Annotated in this window: 17 protein-coding genes; 6 read left to right on the forward strand and 11 right to left on the reverse strand. The window is 64.7% G+C overall.

Annotated elements, in window-relative coordinates; translation table 11 throughout:
- Positions 1-61: 61 nt before the first annotated feature.
- From ACVWZ5_RS15560 to ACVWZ5_RS15580, 5 genes are all read right to left on the reverse strand, one after another.
- Positions 62-787: a hypothetical protein gene (locus tag ACVWZ5_RS15560; RefSeq protein WP_084942339.1), complete on the reverse strand. Its 726-nt coding sequence runs from the start codon at positions 785-787 to the stop codon at positions 62-64.
- Positions 788-846: 59 nt separating this feature from the next.
- The gene (locus tag ACVWZ5_RS15565; RefSeq protein WP_028689951.1) at positions 847-1,227 is read right to left on the reverse strand and encodes a RidA family protein; all 381 of its coding nucleotides are present in this window, start codon (positions 1,225-1,227) and stop codon (positions 847-849) included.
- A gap of 23 nt (positions 1,228-1,250) precedes the next feature.
- Positions 1,251-3,359, reverse strand: a complete 2,109-nt coding sequence (gene spoT, locus ACVWZ5_RS15570; protein WP_028689950.1) for a bifunctional GTP diphosphokinase/guanosine-3',5'-bis pyrophosphate 3'-pyrophosphohydrolase — start codon at positions 3,357-3,359, stop codon at positions 1,251-1,253.
- A 59-nt stretch (positions 3,360-3,418) separates the two neighbouring features.
- Positions 3,419-3,682: a DNA-directed RNA polymerase subunit omega gene (rpoZ, locus tag ACVWZ5_RS15575; protein ID WP_008091595.1), complete on the reverse strand. Its 264-nt coding sequence runs from the start codon at positions 3,680-3,682 to the stop codon at positions 3,419-3,421.
- 278 nt (positions 3,683-3,960) lie between these two features.
- Positions 3,961-4,836 carry a LysR family transcriptional regulator gene (locus tag ACVWZ5_RS15580; protein WP_028689949.1) on the reverse strand — a complete coding sequence of 292 codons (876 nt, stop codon included), beginning with the start codon at positions 4,834-4,836 and terminating at the stop codon, positions 3,961-3,963.
- Between the two features lie 208 nt (positions 4,837-5,044).
- Here ACVWZ5_RS15580 and ACVWZ5_RS15585 point away from each other — a divergent pair, with 208 nt between their 5' ends.
- The 3 genes from ACVWZ5_RS15585 (at position 5,045) to ACVWZ5_RS15595 (ending at position 8,859) form a co-directional block, all read left to right on the forward strand.
- Positions 5,045-6,427, forward strand: a complete 1,383-nt coding sequence (locus ACVWZ5_RS15585) for a glutamine synthetase family protein (protein WP_062360114.1) — start codon at positions 5,045-5,047, stop codon at positions 6,425-6,427.
- 4 nt (positions 6,428-6,431) lie between these two features.
- Positions 6,432-7,205, forward strand: coding sequence for a gamma-glutamyl-gamma-aminobutyrate hydrolase family protein (locus ACVWZ5_RS15590; RefSeq protein ID WP_062575606.1), 774 nt, complete (start codon positions 6,432-6,434; stop codon positions 7,203-7,205).
- Positions 7,206-7,317: 112 nt separating this feature from the next.
- Positions 7,318-8,859 carry an APC family permease gene (locus tag ACVWZ5_RS15595; protein WP_062575605.1) on the forward strand — a complete coding sequence of 514 codons (1,542 nt, stop codon included), beginning with the start codon at positions 7,318-7,320 and terminating at the stop codon, positions 8,857-8,859.
- 148 nt (positions 8,860-9,007) lie between these two features.
- Here the strand turns inward: ACVWZ5_RS15595 and gmk are convergent, their stop codons facing one another.
- Positions 9,008-9,628: a guanylate kinase gene (gene gmk, locus ACVWZ5_RS15600; protein WP_280071015.1), complete on the reverse strand. Its 621-nt coding sequence runs from the start codon at positions 9,626-9,628 to the stop codon at positions 9,008-9,010.
- Between the two features lie 13 nt (positions 9,629-9,641).
- Positions 9,642-10,505 (reverse strand): YicC/YloC family endoribonuclease, encoded by an 864-nt coding sequence (locus tag ACVWZ5_RS15605; protein WP_028689944.1) that lies wholly within the window; start codon positions 10,503-10,505, stop codon positions 9,642-9,644.
- Positions 10,506-10,729: 224 nt separating this feature from the next.
- Here ACVWZ5_RS15605 and rph point away from each other — a divergent pair, with 224 nt between their 5' ends.
- Positions 10,730-11,452, forward strand: a complete 723-nt coding sequence (rph, locus tag ACVWZ5_RS15610; RefSeq protein ID WP_009681991.1) for a ribonuclease PH — start codon at positions 10,730-10,732, stop codon at positions 11,450-11,452.
- Between the two features lie 24 nt (positions 11,453-11,476).
- On the forward strand, positions 11,477-11,845 hold the full coding sequence (locus ACVWZ5_RS15615) for a DUF4870 domain-containing protein (protein ID WP_062575602.1): 369 nt from the start codon (positions 11,477-11,479) through the stop codon (positions 11,843-11,845).
- Positions 11,846-11,893: 48 nt separating this feature from the next.
- Here the strand turns inward: ACVWZ5_RS15615 and ACVWZ5_RS15620 are convergent, their stop codons facing one another.
- Positions 11,894-12,673, reverse strand: a complete 780-nt coding sequence (locus tag ACVWZ5_RS15620) for an exodeoxyribonuclease III (RefSeq protein ID WP_028689942.1) — start codon at positions 12,671-12,673, stop codon at positions 11,894-11,896.
- 80 nt (positions 12,674-12,753) lie between these two features.
- Between ACVWZ5_RS15620 and pyrE the strand changes: the two genes are divergently transcribed.
- The gene (gene pyrE / locus ACVWZ5_RS15625; protein WP_011536401.1) at positions 12,754-13,395 is read left to right on the forward strand and encodes an orotate phosphoribosyltransferase; all 642 of its coding nucleotides are present in this window, start codon (positions 12,754-12,756) and stop codon (positions 13,393-13,395) included.
- A gap of 149 nt (positions 13,396-13,544) precedes the next feature.
- Here pyrE and ACVWZ5_RS15630 read toward each other — a convergent pair whose 3' ends face one another.
- From ACVWZ5_RS15630 to ACVWZ5_RS15640, 3 genes are read right to left on the reverse strand one after another with little or no spacing between them, the layout of a single operon-like run.
- Entirely contained in the window at positions 13,545-14,204 is a 660-nt protein-coding gene (locus ACVWZ5_RS15630) for a DUF799 domain-containing protein (RefSeq protein WP_028689941.1), read from the reverse strand.
- The gene (locus ACVWZ5_RS15635; protein ID WP_028689940.1) at positions 14,201-14,569 is read right to left on the reverse strand and encodes a DUF4810 domain-containing protein; all 369 of its coding nucleotides are present in this window, start codon (positions 14,567-14,569) and stop codon (positions 14,201-14,203) included. Before ACVWZ5_RS15635 ends, ACVWZ5_RS15630 begins: the two co-directional genes overlap by 4 nt.
- Positions 14,570-14,599: 30 nt before the next feature.
- Complete coding sequence (locus ACVWZ5_RS15640) at positions 14,600-15,280, reverse strand: CsgG/HfaB family protein (RefSeq protein WP_028689939.1); 681 nt, start codon at positions 15,278-15,280, stop codon at positions 14,600-14,602.
- Between the last annotated feature and the right edge of the window lie 28 nt (positions 15,281-15,308).

Genomic DNA, 15,308 nt, shown 5'->3' on the forward strand with positions numbered 1-15,308 from the left:
TATCGCGGGGCAAGCCCGCTCCCACGCATATCGTGGGAGCGGGCTTGCCCCGCGATGTTGGCTAATCCTTTTCCAGCACCCACTGCCGCGCACCGGCGGCCAGTTGCGGCATTTCATCCGGCTGGGCGCGGTTCACCGCCTGGAAGATCTCCAAGGTGTCGCCGTCGCGCTTGAAGATCCATGGCGCGCCACGCTGGTTGCGCTCCAGCCACAGGCTGTCGTTGCCATCGCCCATGGTCGCGCAGTCGCCCGCCAGGCACAGGGCGAAGCGGTCAGGGCCAGGCAGGCCGGTAACGTTGCCGGTGTCGCTGAAACGCACCACTGCGCCCTTGCCCTGGCCTTCGACGATCTTCCAGTCGCCGCCCAGGTATTGCTGGTACAGCGCCTTCTCGAAGCTGCCACCCAGCGGCGTGTTCTGTGGGCCTTCGCTGCGCACGAAGGTTTGCTGGTGACCGGACGGGTCGATCGCCAGCAACTCGTCGCCGTCGAGCTTGAGCTGTTCGACCAGGCCACCTTCGAAGCTGACCTGCCAGTCTTTCTCGTTGGCGCTCAGGCGCCCGTCGGCAGCCTCGAAGCCATTGCTGAAGCTGGCCTGCTGGTTCTTGACGTCGATCTTCCACTCGAACACCGGGCCCTGGGCGTCGAGAGCCTGGCGCAGGCTGGTGCCTTTGCGGGCGGCGTCGATGGCGGCCTGGTTGATCCAGGTGCCGTTGAAGTCTTCGGGTTTGTGGCTGGCGCAGCCGCCCAGGAGCAGGGCTGCCAGCGCGATAGGCAATGCGTGGCGCATGGGGGAAACCTTGGGGCAGGAGAGGGTGGTGACGGGCTTGATGCCCGTCACCGGGAGCATCACTCGAGGACCAGGATGGCGTCCATCTCGACCTGGGCACCCTTCGGCAGCGCGGCGACGCCGATGGCGGCGCGGGCCGGGTAAGGCTGTTCGAAGTAACGGCCCATGATTTCGTTGACCTTGGCGAAGTGGCTCAGGTCGGTGAGGAAGATGTTCAGCTTGACGATGTCCTTGAACGAACCGCCAGCGGCTTCGGCCACCGACTTCAGGTTCTCGAACACCTGGACGGTCTGGGCTTCGAAGCCTTCGACCAGTTCCATGGTCTTCGGATCGAGCGGGATCTGGCCCGACATGTACACGGTGTTGCCAGCCTTGATCGCTTGCGAGTAGGTGCCGATGGCGGCAGGGGCCTTGTCGCTGGTGATGACGGTCTTGCTCATGATGACTCCTTGCGGTTGGCGGACTACGCACGCATCCGGGTGATGCGGACCACGCCGGTCAAGGTGCGCAGCTTCTTGATCACGCGGGCCAGGTGCACACGGTCGTGCACGCTGACCACCAGTTGGACCACGCTGATACGGCCGTCGCGTTCGTCCATGCTGATTTTCTCGATGTTGCCGTCGGCGGCGTTGACGCTGCTGGCCAGCAGCGCGATCAGGCCGCGCTGGTGTTCCAGCTCGACGCGCAGCTCGACGTTGAACTCGCCGGTGATGTCCTTGGCCCAGGAGAGCTGCAGGCACTTCTCCGGGTTGTGGCGGACTTCACTGATGTTGCGGCAGTCTTCCAGGTGCACGACCATGCCTTTGCCGGCCGACAGGTGGCCGACGATAGGGTCGCCCGGGATCGGGGTGCAGCACTTGGCGTAGCTGAGCACCAGGCCCTCGGTACCGCGGATCGCCAGCGGGCCTTCCGGTGCCGGCAGTTGCTCGCCTTCGGCGGACAGCAGGCGGCGGGCGACCACGTAGGCCATGCGGTTGCCCAGGCCGATGTCCTCGAGCAGGTCCTCGAGCAGTTCCAGGCGGTACTCGGCGAGGATCGACTGGATGCGCTCCTGGGGGATCTTCTCCAGGCTGCTGTCGAAGCCGGTCAGCACCTTGTTCAGCAGGCGCTCGCCGAGGCTGATGGACTCGGAGCGGCGCTGTTGCTTGAGGGCATGACGAATGTGCGTGCGGGCCTTGCCGGTGACCACGAAGTTGAGCCAGGCCGGGTTCGGCCGGGCGCCCGGAGCGCTGACGATCTCGACGGTGGAGCCGCTCTGCAGCGGCTCGGACAGCGGCGCCAGGCGGCGGTTGATGCGGCAGGCGATGCAGCTGTTGCCGACGTCGGTGTGCACCGCGTAGGCGAAGTCGACGGCGGTGGAGCCCTTGGGCAGCTCCATGATCCGGCCTTTGGGGGTGAAGACGTAGACCTCGTCCGGGAACAGGTCGATCTTCACGCTCTCGATGAACTCCAGCGAGTTGCCGGCGCGCTGCTGCAGCTCGAGGATGCCCTTGACCCACTGGCGGGCGCGGGCGTGGCTGCCCTTGGGCTGCTCTTCCTCGTTGGACTTGTACAGCCAGTGCGCGGCAATGCCGTTGTTGGCCATCTCTTCCATTTCGCGAGTGCGGATCTGGATCTCGATGGGCACGCCGTGCATGCCGAACAGCGTGGTGTGCAACGACTGGTAGCCGTTGGCCTTGGGGATCGCGATGTAGTCCTTGAACCGGCCCGGCAGTGGCTTGTACAGGTTGTGTACGGCGCCGAGCACGCGGTAGCAGGTGTCGACCTTGTCGACGATGATGCGGAAGGCGTACACGTCCATGATCTCGGTGAAGGCGCGACGCTTGCCGCGCATCTTCTTGTAGATGCCATAGAGGTGTTTCTGCCGGCCGCTGACCTCGCCCTGGATGCCATCGGCGGCCAGGCAGTTGGCCAGCGAGGTCTCGATCTTGGCGACGATTTCCTTGCGGTTGCCCCGCGCGCTCTTGACCGCCCGGTGGATCAGCGACGAACGCATCGGGTGCATGGCCTTGAAACCGAGGTCCTCGAACTCGACGCGCACGGTGTGCATCCCCAGGCGGTTGGCGATGGGGGCGTAGATCTCGAGGGTTTCCTTGGCGATGCGTCGGCGTTTTTCGCCGGACAGCACTTCCAGGGTGCGCATGTTGTGCAGGCGGTCGGCCAGCTTGACCAGGATCACGCGGATGTCGCGTGCCATGGCCATGGCCATCTTCTGGAAGTTCTCAGCCTGCGCCTCGGCCTTGGTCTCGAAGTTCATCTGGGTCAGCTTGCTGACCCCGTCGACCAGCTCGGCGACGGTCTCGCCGAATTGCTGGCTCAAGGCTTCCTTGGCGATGCCGGTATCTTCGATCACGTCGTGCAGCATGGCCGCCATCAGGCTCTGATGGTCCATGTGCATGTCGGCGAGAATGCTGGCTACCGCCAGCGGATGGGTCACGTAGGGCTCGCCGCTGCGGCGGCGCTGGCCATCGTGGGCCTGCTCGGCGTAGAAGTAGGCCCGGCGAACCAGGTTGACCTGTTCGGGGCCCAGGTAAGTCGACAGCCGTTCGGCGAGGGCTTCTATACCCGGCATGGTTTCACCTCTTGCTGAAGAAGAGGGCCTTGCGCCGCACGGTGTCGACTGGGCATCAATCAGACGGCCTCGTTGTTCTCGTCCTCGAACGCGGCGAATACCGGATCCTCGGTGACGATCTCTTCGGCGGCGATGAACTCTGGCGTGACGATGCCTTCGGCGATTTCACGCAGGGCGACGACGGTCGGCTTGTCGTTTTCCCACGCAACGCGTGGCTCTTTGCCGCCGGTAGCCAGCTGGCGGGCGCGCTTGGTCGAGAGCATGACCAGCTCAAAGCGGTTATCCACGTGTTCCAGGCAGTCTTCAACAGTTACGCGGGCCATGGTCTTCCTCAGTAGCAAATGCGGTAGGCGTGCGCCCAGAATGGGCAGGCGGACTCGATAGTTTAAAAAATCACCAGCCAATAGGGAAGGGCTGTTTTGTCGGGTGTGCCTGTGGCGCCTCTATCGCGGGGCAAGCCCGCTCCCACCAATGTGTTCCCGAAACGGGCAACGTGGGAGCGGGCTTGCCCCGCGATAGGGCGGATCCAGACGACTGGGGCCAACCGCCGATGCCCGACAATAGCCTGCCGTCCATCGCCGACACAACCGCCCCTGACGCGTTAACGCAACATTGCGTCGCGCAGGCGCGGGGTCAGCTCCTCGAACAGCGTCTGCACCGAGCGCAGGGCACGGCAATCGGGGCGGGTCAGCAGCCACAGCTGGGTGTCGCAGCCGGGCAGCGGGCCGCTCAGCGCCTCGACGCCGGGCAAGTCGTGGACCATGTAGTCAGGCAGTGCCGCCACGCCCAGGCCGGTGGTCACCAGTTGGGCGATGGTCGACATGCCGCTGCACTGGTAGCGCGGAATCAGTCCCGGGTGATGCTGGTTGCGCCAGACCACCGTGGCGTGGTCCTGCATGGAGTCGTCGGGGGCGATCCATGGCACGCTGGCGGCCGATTCCTGCAGGCGCTCGCGCAGCACCGGCAGGCCGCAGACCACGTAGGAGGTCGAGCCCAGGCAGCGGCCCACGAGGTGTTCCGGCGGCGTGTTGGTCAGGCGCAGGGCGATGTCGGCATCGCGGCGGCTGAGGTTGGCAAAGGTGTTGGAGGTGCCCATTTCCAGCGATAGCGCCGGGTAGTTGGGCATGAACTCGGCCAGCGCCGGCAGCAGCAGGCTGTGCAGCACCGCCTCGGTGCAGGTCAGGCGCACGGTGCCGCTGACCACCTGCTCGCCGCTGGTCAGGGCGATGCGCGCCGCGTCCAGCGCCTGTTCGGCGCGCTCGGCCTGCTCGGCCAGGGCCTGGGCGGTGTCGGTGGGCAGGTAGCCCTTGCGGCTCTTGACGAACAGCGCAGTGCCCAGTGCCGATTCCAGCCGGCGGATCGAACGGAAGACCGTGGAAACGTCGACCTTGAGCAGTTCGGCGGCCTTGGCCAGGGACCGGCCGCGCTCCAGCGCCAGGACCAGGGCGAGGTCCGCATGGTTGATCTGATATTGCATCGATGCACGCTCTGCTTGCCGAAATGCCAATGTCTGTTGCGTTGGGGCCATTTTATAGTGAAACGGCCCCCGGGAATCAATGCAGCCGGTCGGCAACCAGCCCCCCACGATGGGCCAGTGAAAAGAACAACAGCAGCACCATCGTCGCCTTTCGAGGCGTCATCCGCAGTTCCCCACATCGCCGCTGCGAATCAAAGGATGTACAGCCATGACGTCGGTCTCCCCGTGCGCCAGTTCTTCCCGCGAGATGAATGAGTTCCTGGATGCCCATCCGGATACCCAGTACGTCGACCTGCTGATCTCCGACATGAACGGGGTGGTGCGCGGCAAGCGCATCGAACGCGCCAGCCTGCACAAGGTGTACGAGAAAGGCATCAACCTGCCGGCCTCGCTCTTCGCCCTGGACATCAACGGCTCGACCGTCGAAAGCACCGGCCTTGGCCTGGACATCGGCGACGCCGACCGTATCTGTTTCCCGATTCCGGGCACGCTCTGCGACGAGCCTTGGCAGAAGCGTCCGACCGCGCAGTTGCTGATGACCATGCATGAGCTGGATGGCGCGCCGTTCTTCGCCGATCCGCGCGAGGTCCTGCGCCAGGTGGTGAGCCGGTTCGACGACCTGGGCCTGGATATCTGCGCCGCGTTCGAGCTGGAGTTCTACCTGATCGACCAGGACAACCTCAACGGCCGTCCGCAGCCGCCGCGCTCGCCGATTTCGGGCAAGCGCCCGCAGTCGACCCAGGTGTACCTGATCGACGACCTCGACGAATATGCCGACTGCCTGCAGGACATGCTCGAAGCCGCCAAGGAGCAGGGCCTGCCCGCCGACGCCATCGTCAAGGAAAGCGCCCCGGCGCAGTTCGAGGTCAACCTGCACCACGTCGCCGACCCGCTGAAGGCCTGCGACTATGCGATCCTGCTCAAGCGCCTGATCAAGAACGTCGCCTACGACCATGAGATGGACTCCACCTTCATGGCCAAGCCCTATCCGGGCCAGGCAGGCAACGGTCTGCACGTGCACATCTCGCTGCTGGACAAGAAGACCGGCAAGAACATCTTTACCAATGACGACCCGCTGCAGAGCGAGACCCTGCGCCACGCCATCGGCGGCGTGCTGGAGACCATGCCGGCATCGATGGCGTTCCTGTGCCCGAACATCAACTCCTACCGCCGCTTCGGCGCCCAGTTCTACGTGCCCAATGCGCCGAGCTGGGGCCTGGACAACCGCACCGTCGCGGTCCGCGTGCCGACCGACAGCAGTGAGAACGTGCGCATCGAGCACCGCGTGGCCGGTGCCGACGCCAACCCGTACCTGATGCTCGCGGCGATCCTCGCCGGCATCCACCATGGCCTGACCAACAAGGTCGAGCCGGACGCGCCGATCGAAGGCAACTCGTACGAACAGCTGGAACAGAGCCTGCCGAACAACCTGCGCGACGCCCTGCGCGCGCTGGATGACAGCGAAGTCCTTAACCAATACATCAGCCCGGACTACATCGACATCTTCGTGGCCTGCAAGGAGAGCGAGCTGGCCGAGTTCGAAGTGTCGATCTCCGACCTCGAGTACAACTGGTACCTGCACACGGTGTAAGCCCATGAGCGCATTTGCGGTCCCCTTGATCGGTGTCAGCGCCTGCCGCCAGCAGGTGGGAAAGAACTCGTCGCACACGGTGGGCGACAAGTATGTCGAGGCCGCGGGCTTTGCCGGGCTGCCGCTGATCCTGCCGGCGCGTGATGGCGGCAGCGACACCCGGGCGCTGCTGGCCCGGCTCGATGGCATTCTTTTTACCGGTTCGCCTTCAAATGTCGAGCCGCATCATTACAATGGCGCCCCCAGCGCGGAAGGTACCCGGCACGATCTTGCACGTGATCGCCTGACCTTGCCGCTGCTGCAGGCGGCCATTGCCGCCGGTGTGCCGGTGTTGTGCATCTGCCGTGGCTTCCAGGAACTGAACGTGGCCCTTGGCGGCAGCCTGCACCAGCGCGTGCAGGAACTGCCCGGCTACCTGGACCACCGCGAACCTGAGGACGCGCCCCTGGAGGTGCAATACGGCCCTCGTCATCCCGTCGCGGTCACCGCGGGCGGGTTGTTCGAGCGCCTGGGCCTGGCGGCGCAGTTCGAGGTCAACTCGCTGCACAGCCAGGGTATCGACCGCCTGGCCCCGGGCCTGCGCGTCGAGGCACGGGCCCCGGATGGCCTGGTCGAAGCGGTGTCGATGCCTGATGCGCCGGGCTTTGTAGTCGGCGTGCAGTGGCACCCTGAATGGCGTTTCGCCGAAAACCCGGTTTCGCTGCGCCTGTTCGAGGCGTTCCGCGAGGCTTGCATTGCCCATGCTGCTCGGGAGGGTGTGCGTCAGGAAACACGCTGACGTTAGCCGAAGGTCCAGGATGACCGTGCCCCACCACGAGCTTTCAATGAGTGAAAGCGGGCCCACTACGGCGGGCCTGTGAGAACAATTCCAATAGTTACGGCACAGACTCATGAATGAATACACAGAAGCCGGACGCCCACCCGACGTGGCGTCCGACTCGGGCAACACCCAGCGCAGCAAGGGCCTGGCCAAGGGCCGTCTCGGTCTGCTGGCCAGCGTCGTGCTGGGCATTTCCACCATCGCGCCGGTCTACACCCTGACCGGCGCGCTTGGCCCGACCGTGCGCGAAGTCGGCGCCCACCTGCCGGCGGTGTTCATCGTCGGCTTCCTGCCGATGCTGCTGGTGGCCCTGGGCTACCGCGAGCTGAACTCCGCCGAGCCCGACAGCGGCACCTCCTTCACCTGGTCGGCCCGGGCCTTCGGTCCGATGATCGGCTGGATCGGCGGCTGGGGGCTGGTGGTCGCCACCACCATCGTGCTGTCCAACCTCGCGGGCGTGGCGGTGGACTTCTTCTACCTGTTCCTGGCCCAGATCACCGGCAACCAGGAGCTGGCGGCGCTGGCGGACAACCTGCTGGTCAACGTCACCACCTGTTGCGTGTTCATCGCCCTGGCGGTGTGGATCTGCTGTCGCGGCATGGCCACCACCATGACCGTGCAGTACGGCCTGGTGGCCTTGCAGTTGCTGGTGTTGATCGGCTTCGCGTTCGCCGCCTTCGGCGAAACCACGGCGCCACCACCGCTGGCATTCGATCTTGCCTGGTTCAACCCGTTCGGCGTCGAGTCGTTCTCGGCATTCGCGGCCGGCCTATCGTTGTCGATCTTCATCTTCTGGGGTTGGGATGTGTGTCTGACCGTCAGCGAGGAGTCGATCGGTAGCGAAGAGGTGCCGGGCAAGGCCGCTACCTGGACGGTGTTGCTGATCCTTGGCCTGTATCTGCTCACCGCCATCGCCACCCTGCAGTTCGCCGGGATCAGCGAGGATGGATTGGGCCTGGGCAACCCACGCATCCAGGAGAACGTGTTCGCCCACCTGGCCGGCCCGGTCATGGGACCGCTGGCAATCCTGATGTCGATCGCGGTGCTGGCCAGCACCGCCGCCTCGCTGCAGTCGACCTTCGTCTCGCCGGCGCGCACCCTGCTCGCCATGGGTTACTACGGCGCCGTGCCGCAGCGCTTCGCCACGGTCTGCCCGCGCTCGCAGACACCGCGCTACGCGACCATCTGTGCCGGCATTGCCGCTGCGCTGTTCTACGTGACCATGCGTACCTTGAGCGAGAACGTGCTGGCAGACACCATCACCGCCCTGGGCATGATGATCTGCTTCTATTACTCGCTGACTGCGTTCGCTTGCGTGTGGTACTTCCGCCGCAGCCTGTTCGACAGCGTGCGCCACTTCCTCATGCGCGGCGTCTGCCCGCTGGTGGGTGGGGTGATCCTGTCGGTGATCTTCGTGCGCACGGCGATCGACAGCGCTTCGCCGGACTTCGGCAGCGGCTCGCATGTGGGCGGGCTGGGGCTGGTGTTCGTGATCGCGGCGATCATCTCGGCACTGGGGATCGTGCTGATGATGCTGTCGCGGCTGCGGGCGCCGGCGTATTTCCTGGGGGCGACCCTGCGTCAGCAGGCGACCATTCAGTTGCAGGACTGACGCATGGGGGCGCTCTGCGCCCCTATCGCGACACAAGGCCGCTCCCACAGGTACAGCGCAGCTTCAGACTCTGCACCGTACCTGTAGGAGCGGCCTTGCCGGGGCGCCGGACCGGTCGGATAGGGCCTCGCAGAGGCCCCGGCGGTCTTCAGCCGATCAGCTGCTTGAGCAACTCACCATGCCGCGCCTGCTGTTTTTTCAGCAACAGGCGATTCGAGGCGAACACCGCCTTCAATTCCTCCAGCGCCACGCCGAAGTCGTCATTGATGATGACGTACTCATACTCGTCGTAGTGCACCATCTCGCTGACCGCTTCCTTCATGCGTCCGGCAATGATCTCCTCGCTGTCCTGGCCACGACCATCCAGCCGTTGGCGCAAGGCCTCCTGGCTAGGCGGCAGGATGAAGATCGAACGCGCCTCGGGCATCAGCTTGCGTACCTGCTGGGCGCCTTGCCAGTCGATCTCCAGGATCAGGTCGTAGCCCTGGTCGAGGGTTTCCTGCAGCGCGCTGCGCGACGTGCCGTAGAAGTTGCCGAACACTTCGGCGTGCTCGAGGAAGTCGCCCTGGGCGATCAATGCCTTGAACTGCTCGTGGACGACGAAGTGGTAGTTCACCCCGTGCTCCTCGCCCGGACGCATGGCGCGGGTGGTGTGGGAGACCGAGACGCGCACGTTGGCGTCGTCCTTGACCAGGGCCGTGACAAGGCTGGTCTTGCCGGCGCCGGACGGGGCCGAAACGATGTAGAGGGTGCCGCTGCTGTGATTCATGGTAGGGGTGGCCTTACTCGATATTCTGTACTTGTTCACGCATCTGTTCGATCAGCACCTTCAGGTTGACCGCCGCTTGCGTGCTGCGCGGGTCGAAGGCCTTGGAGCCAAGGGTGTTGGCTTCGCGGTTGAGCTCCTGCATCAGGAAGTCCAGGCGCCGGCCGGCGGCGCCGCCGGACTTGAGCACCCGGCGCACCTCGGTGACGTGGGTGCTGAGGCGGTCAAGCTCTTCGGCGACATCGCTCTTCTGCGCCAGCAGGACCATTTCCTGCTCCAGGCGCTGCGGGTCGAGCTCGGCCTTCATGTCGCCGAAACGATCGAGGACCTTCTGCCGTTGCGCGGCCAGCATCTGCGGCACGAGGGTGCGCAAGGTAGCGACTTCGCCGGCCATGCTGTCCAGGCGCTCGTTGATCAGCCTGGCGAGCTCGGCGCCTTCACGCTGACGGCCCGCCTTGAGTTCGGCCAGCGCCTCGTCGAACAGGGCAACGGCTTCGGCATTGAGCGCCTGCGGATCGCTGGCGTCGGCCACCAGCACACCTGGCCAGGCCAGCACTTCCAGCGGGTTGAGCGGGGCCGGCTGCTTGATCAGGCCGGCGACGGTCTCGGCGGCGGCGACCAGCTGCGCGGCGCGCTCGCGGTCGACCTGCAACGGCTTGCCGGCGTTGTCCTCGCTCAGGCGCAGGGTGCACTCGACCTTGCCGCGGGACAGGCCCTGGCGCAGGCCCTCGCGTACCGCGCCTTCAAGGTCGCGCAGCGCTTCGGGCAGGCGCAGGTGGGGTTCGAGATAGCGGTGGTTGACCGAACGCAGCTCCCAGACCAGGGTGCCTTGGCTGCCAGCGCGCTCGACACGAGCAAAAGCGGTCATGCTATGCACCATGGGGAGTACCTCGCGTATTCAGGTGAACGGGGAGCCTGTCGGCTGCAAGGCGCAGGATTGTAGCGCAGTGCGGCCCGGGCGCCCAATCCACCCATGCTACCGACCCTCCTCGGGCTTGTCGGAAAAGGTGACAGGCTGCGCGGGTACGACGACAGGCGTGCCTTCGGCGGGCGGCGGGCTCTATAATGCTCGGCAGATTCAAAGTCCCGGTACAGGTATCCCAGATGAAACGTCCAAGTGGTCGCGCCGCCGATCAGCTCCGCTCGATCCGCATTACCCGCAACTACACCAAGCACGCCGAGGGATCGGTACTGGTCGAGTTCGGTGACACCAAGGTCATCTGCACGGTCAGCGTCGAGAATGGTGTTCCCCGCTTCCTCAAAGGTCAGGGCCAAGGCTGGCTCACCGCCGAATACGGCATGCTGCCGCGTTCGACCGGCGAACGTAACCAGCGTGAGGCCAGCCGCGGCAAGCAAGGTGGCCGCACCCTCGAAATCCAGCGCCTGATCGGCCGCTCCCTGCGCGCCGCGCTGGACATGAGCAAGCTCGGCGACATCACCCTGTACGTCGACTGCGACGTGATCCAGGCTGACGGCGGTACCCGTACCGCCTCGATCACCGGCGCCATGGTCGCCCTGTGCGACGCCCTGGCGGTGATCAAGAAGCGTGGCGGCCTCAAGGGCGGCAACCCGCTCAAGCACATGATCGCCGCGGTGTCGGTGGGCATGTACCAGGGCGAGGCCGTGCTCGACCTCGACTATCTCGAGGACTCCGCCGCCGAGACCGACCTGAACGTGGTCATGACCAGCGCCGGTGGCTTCATCGAAGTGCAGGGCACCGCCGAAGGCGCGCCGTTCCAGCCAGAAGACTTCAACGCCATGCTGGCGCTGGCGCAGAAGGGCATGACCGAGATCTTCGAACTGCAGCAGGCCGCGCTGGCCGACTGACGACACGCCAGGAAGGTGCGCAACATGAGCGATGTGGACTTGCCGATCACCCCGCCCAGCGCCGATGTCCGGCAGTGGGCGATGCTCTGCCACCTGTCCGCGCTGCTGGGTCTGGTGATGCCCCTTGGGCATCTGCTTGGCCCGCTGGTGCTGTGGCACCTCAAGCGTGAGCAGGATCCGTTCATCGATGCCCAGGGCAAGGAGGCGCTGAACTTTCAGATCAGCGTGACCCTCGCCGGGTTCGTCTGCTTGCTGTTGATGTTCGTGTTCATCGGTATCGTGCTGTTCGCCGCGCTGATGGTGGCGGTGCTGATCCTGATCATCCTGGCGGCAGTCAGGGCCAACGAAGGGAAGCCGTATCGCTATCCCTGGATCTGGCGACCGATCAGATAGGTACAAAAAAGCCGACCCCATGGGTCGGCTTTTTTGTGTGCGCCATCCTCAGATGGTCAGCGTCCAGTCGTAGTCCACGATCAGCGGCGCATGCTGGGAGAAGCGCGGCTGGCGTGGCAGGCGGGCGTTGCGCACGAAGCGGCGCAGGCCTGGGGTGAGGATCTGGTAGTCGAACCGGTAACCCAGGTTGAGCATCTCGGCCTGCTCGTTGTCCGGCCACCAGCTGTACTGGTCGCCTTCACGGCTGACTTCGCGCAGGGCGTCGACATAGCCCATGTCGCCGACGATGGCGTCCATCCAGGCGCGTTCCGGCGGCAGGAAACCGACCGACTGCTGGCTGTCGCGCCAGTTCTTGATGTCGAGCTTCTGCTGCGCCACGTAGAACGAGCCGCAGTAGATGTATTCGCGACGCTTGCGACGCTGCTTGTCCAGGTACTTGGCGAAGTCGTCCATCAACTTGAACTTCTGGTTCAGGTCTTCGTCGCCGTGCATGCCCGAAGGCAGCAGCAGGCTGGCAATACTGACTTTGTCGAAATCTGCTTGCAGATAACGCCCGTAGCGATCGGCTGTCTCGAAGCCCAGGCCGGTGATGACTGCCTTGGGCTGCATGCGCGAGTACAGTGCCACGCCACCTTGGGTGGGCACCTCCGCGTCGCAGGCGTAAAGGAAATAGCCATCGAGCTGGAAAGCTGGGTCGTCGAGTTCAAAGGCCGAGGCGCGGGTATCCTGAAGGCAGATGACGTCGGCATTCTGGGCTTGCAACCAGCTGAGCAATCCACGCTCGGCCGCAGCCTGAATGCCATTTACGTTCACACTGATGATCCGCATAAATGGCCCCAAAAATCTCGTGCGTGTATGATACCCGAGCTCAACACATTTAGCTAAATCCGTGGTGTCCGGGACCTTTCATGCAGCCGTATCAGCGCGACTTCATCCGTTTTGCCATCGATCGCGGCGTTCTGCGCTTCGGTGAGTTCACCCTGAAATCGGGGCGTACCAGCCCGTACTTCTTCAATGCCGGCCTGTTCAATACAGGTTCCGCGCTGGCCCAGCTGGGGCGTTGCTACGCGGCGGCCATCGTCGACAGCAAGATCCCCTTCGACGTGCTGTTCGGCCCGGCCTACAAGGGCATTCCCCTGGCGGCGGCCACTGCCGTGGCCCTGGCCGAACAACATCAGCTCGACGTGCCGTGGTGCTTCAACCGCAAAGAGGCCAAGGATCACGGCGAGGGCGGCAGCCTGGTCGGCGCCCCGCTGGCCGGTGACGTGCTGATCATCGACGATGTGATCACCGCCGGCACCGCGATCCGCGAGGTCATGCAGATCATCAACGCCCAGCAGGCCAAGGCCGCCGGCGTGCTGATCGCGCTGAACCGTGAAGAGCGCGGCAATGGCGAGCTGTCGGCGATCCAGGAAGTCGAACGCGACTTCGGCATCCCGGTCGTGAGCATCGTCTCGCTGACCCAGGTGCTGGAGTTCCTGGCTGACGACCCGCAGCTCAAGCAGCACCTGCCGGCGGTCGAGGCCTACCGCGCCCAGTACGGCATCTGACCGGCTCGCGGCTCATGAAAATGGCGACCTTAGGGTCGCCTTTTTCATGCCTGTTATTCAGCGGCGGTTCGGGTAACTGGCCTGCACGGCATCAAGGAGATTTCCGAGCGGCGAAAGAAAGGCGGCCCTTGGGCCGCCTGTACCTCGTGTCAGTCTGTGCCGTACTTCGGCGAACGTGGCCCGTAGAGGATGCCGCCATTCGGATAGGGCGTCAGCAGGCGCGCGCTGGTCATCCCGGCGATCGGGTAGCCGGCGTCATCCTGCACGCTGCTGATGATCTGGTTGATGGCCGCCGCCACCAGCATGCCGATCAGGCCTCCCTGGTTCTGCTTGCCTTCCTCGCTGGAGGCCGTGGCGCTGCCGGTCCACAAGGTGGCACCGGTCTTCAGGTCGACCAGTTTGGCGCTTGCGGTGACGATGGTCGCGCTGCTCAGCACCATGTAGCGGGTGCCGTAGTCGCTGACGGTCACGTACAGGCCGGCGTCGGCGCCGAAGATCTCGTTCAGCTTGGCCGTGGGCAGCTGGTGGATATCGGCCGGCGTGGTCAGGCCGTTCTGGCGGAAGGTTTCATCCACCAGTGCCACCGGCATCACGTAGTAGCCGGCCTCGGCCAGCGGATAGGTGACCTGGGACAGCATGCTGTAGGTGGCCTTGACGTCGGGCGACTCGTTCAGCGGCGGCAGGATCAGGATCGACTTCGGTCGGCTCTGCTTGTAGGCCGAATAGTCGATGCTCTTGCGTTCGGCGCAGCCGGCGAACAGGGCCAGCACGCAGGCGCCGACGATCAGTTGGGTCAGGCGCTTGATCATTGCTTGGCTCCCTTGCTGGCGTTGCTCATCAGGAAGTCCATGTAGGCCGCCGACTCGGGGAACAGCGCTTTTTCGGTACGGAACTGCTGGATCATCTGGTCATCCTTGCCCAGGCTGGAGTACAGCAGGCCCAGCTGCGCGTGGTAGCCCGGCGGCACGGCGCCGTTCTTGGCCTTGATCTTCTCCAGGTCGCGCTCCAGGGCAGTGACCTGCTCTTCCTTGGCGTCACCCTTGAGGTAGCCGTACACCTGGGGCTGGTAGCTTTCCCACTGGTACAGGGTCTTGGGCGAATTGCAGCCGGCCAGCAGGACGCTGCCCAGCAGCAGCCCGGCGACAGTGCGCCAGGCCGGGTAGGTGATGCTCATCGAACGGTCTTCCTTGTCGTGTTGTGCTTGTTATTGCGCTTGTGGTTTCCACTGGCCGCTTTCGACTGCGCCCACCAGCTTGTTGACGGCTTCGCGCATGGCCAGGTCGAGCACTTTGCCGTTGAGGGTCGAGTCGTAGCTGGCGGTGCCGCCGAAGCCGATGACTTCCCGGTTGGACAGGGCGTATTCACCGGCACCCTGACTCGAATAGACCACTTCGGAGGTGCTGATGTTGACGATATTCAGGGCGACCTTGGCATAGGCGATCTGGGTCTTGCCGCGGCCGAGGATGCCGAACAGCTGGTGATCGCCGACTTCCTTGCGGCCGAACTCGGTGACGTCACCGGTCACCACGAAGTCGGCGCCCTTCAGGCGCTGGGCCTGGCCCTTGATGGCCGCTTCCTGCTGGATCTCGCCCATGTTGTCGCGGTCCAGCACGTTGAAACGGTTGGTCTGCTGCAGGTGGGTGATCAGGATGGTCTTGGCCTGGCCGCCGAGGCGGTCGACGCCGTCGGAGAAGATGCCGCGCATATAGCTGGAGCGGTTGTCGAACTTGCCCACGGCGATCGGCGTGCGCACGCCACTGTAGGGGCGGTTGACGCTTTCGACCTGTTGCACGGCAACAGCGGTGGAGGTTTCGGTGGCACAGCCGGCGATGGACCCGACAGCCAGGGCGGCTGCCAGCACGAGTCCTTGTGATGCGTATTTCACGCGTGATCTCCAGGTAAATAGAAACTAT

It is taken from the genome of Pseudomonas sp. TE6283 (assembly GCF_054060555.1).

Bases quoted from the DNA above. Each gene is read 5' to 3' on its own strand.
- ACVWZ5_RS15560 (WP_084942339.1), bottom strand. From the start codon at position 787: ATGCGCCACGCATTGCCTATCGCGCTGGCAGCCCTGCTCCTGGGCGGC.
- ACVWZ5_RS15565 (WP_028689951.1), bottom strand. From the start codon at position 1,227: ATGAGCAAGACCGTCATCACCAGCGACAAGGCCCCTGCCGCCATCGGC.
- spoT (WP_028689950.1), bottom strand. From the start codon at position 3,359: ATGCCGGGTATAGAAGCCCTCGCCGAACGGCTGTCGACTTACCTGGGC.
- rpoZ (WP_008091595.1), bottom strand. From the start codon at position 3,682: ATGGCCCGCGTAACTGTTGAAGACTGCCTGGAACACGTGGATAACCGC.
- ACVWZ5_RS15580 (WP_028689949.1), bottom strand. From the start codon at position 4,836: ATGCAATATCAGATCAACCATGCGGACCTCGCCCTGGTCCTGGCGCTG.
- ACVWZ5_RS15585 (WP_062360114.1), top strand. From the start codon at position 5,045: ATGACGTCGGTCTCCCCGTGCGCCAGTTCTTCCCGCGAGATGAATGAG.
- ACVWZ5_RS15590 (WP_062575606.1), top strand. From the start codon at position 6,432: ATGAGCGCATTTGCGGTCCCCTTGATCGGTGTCAGCGCCTGCCGCCAG.
- ACVWZ5_RS15595 (WP_062575605.1), top strand. From the start codon at position 7,318: ATGAATGAATACACAGAAGCCGGACGCCCACCCGACGTGGCGTCCGAC.
- gmk (WP_280071015.1), bottom strand. From the start codon at position 9,628: ATGAATCACAGCAGCGGCACCCTCTACATCGTTTCGGCCCCGTCCGGC.
- ACVWZ5_RS15605 (WP_028689944.1), bottom strand. From the start codon at position 10,505: ATGGTGCATAGCATGACCGCTTTTGCTCGTGTCGAGCGCGCTGGCAGC.
- rph (WP_009681991.1), top strand. From the start codon at position 10,730: ATGAAACGTCCAAGTGGTCGCGCCGCCGATCAGCTCCGCTCGATCCGC.
- ACVWZ5_RS15615 (WP_062575602.1), top strand. From the start codon at position 11,477: ATGAGCGATGTGGACTTGCCGATCACCCCGCCCAGCGCCGATGTCCGG.
- ACVWZ5_RS15620 (WP_028689942.1), bottom strand. From the start codon at position 12,673: ATGCGGATCATCAGTGTGAACGTAAATGGCATTCAGGCTGCGGCCGAG.
- pyrE (WP_011536401.1), top strand. From the start codon at position 12,754: ATGCAGCCGTATCAGCGCGACTTCATCCGTTTTGCCATCGATCGCGGC.
- ACVWZ5_RS15630 (WP_028689941.1), bottom strand. From the start codon at position 14,204: ATGATCAAGCGCCTGACCCAACTGATCGTCGGCGCCTGCGTGCTGGCC.
- ACVWZ5_RS15635 (WP_028689940.1), bottom strand. From the start codon at position 14,569: ATGAGCATCACCTACCCGGCCTGGCGCACTGTCGCCGGGCTGCTGCTG.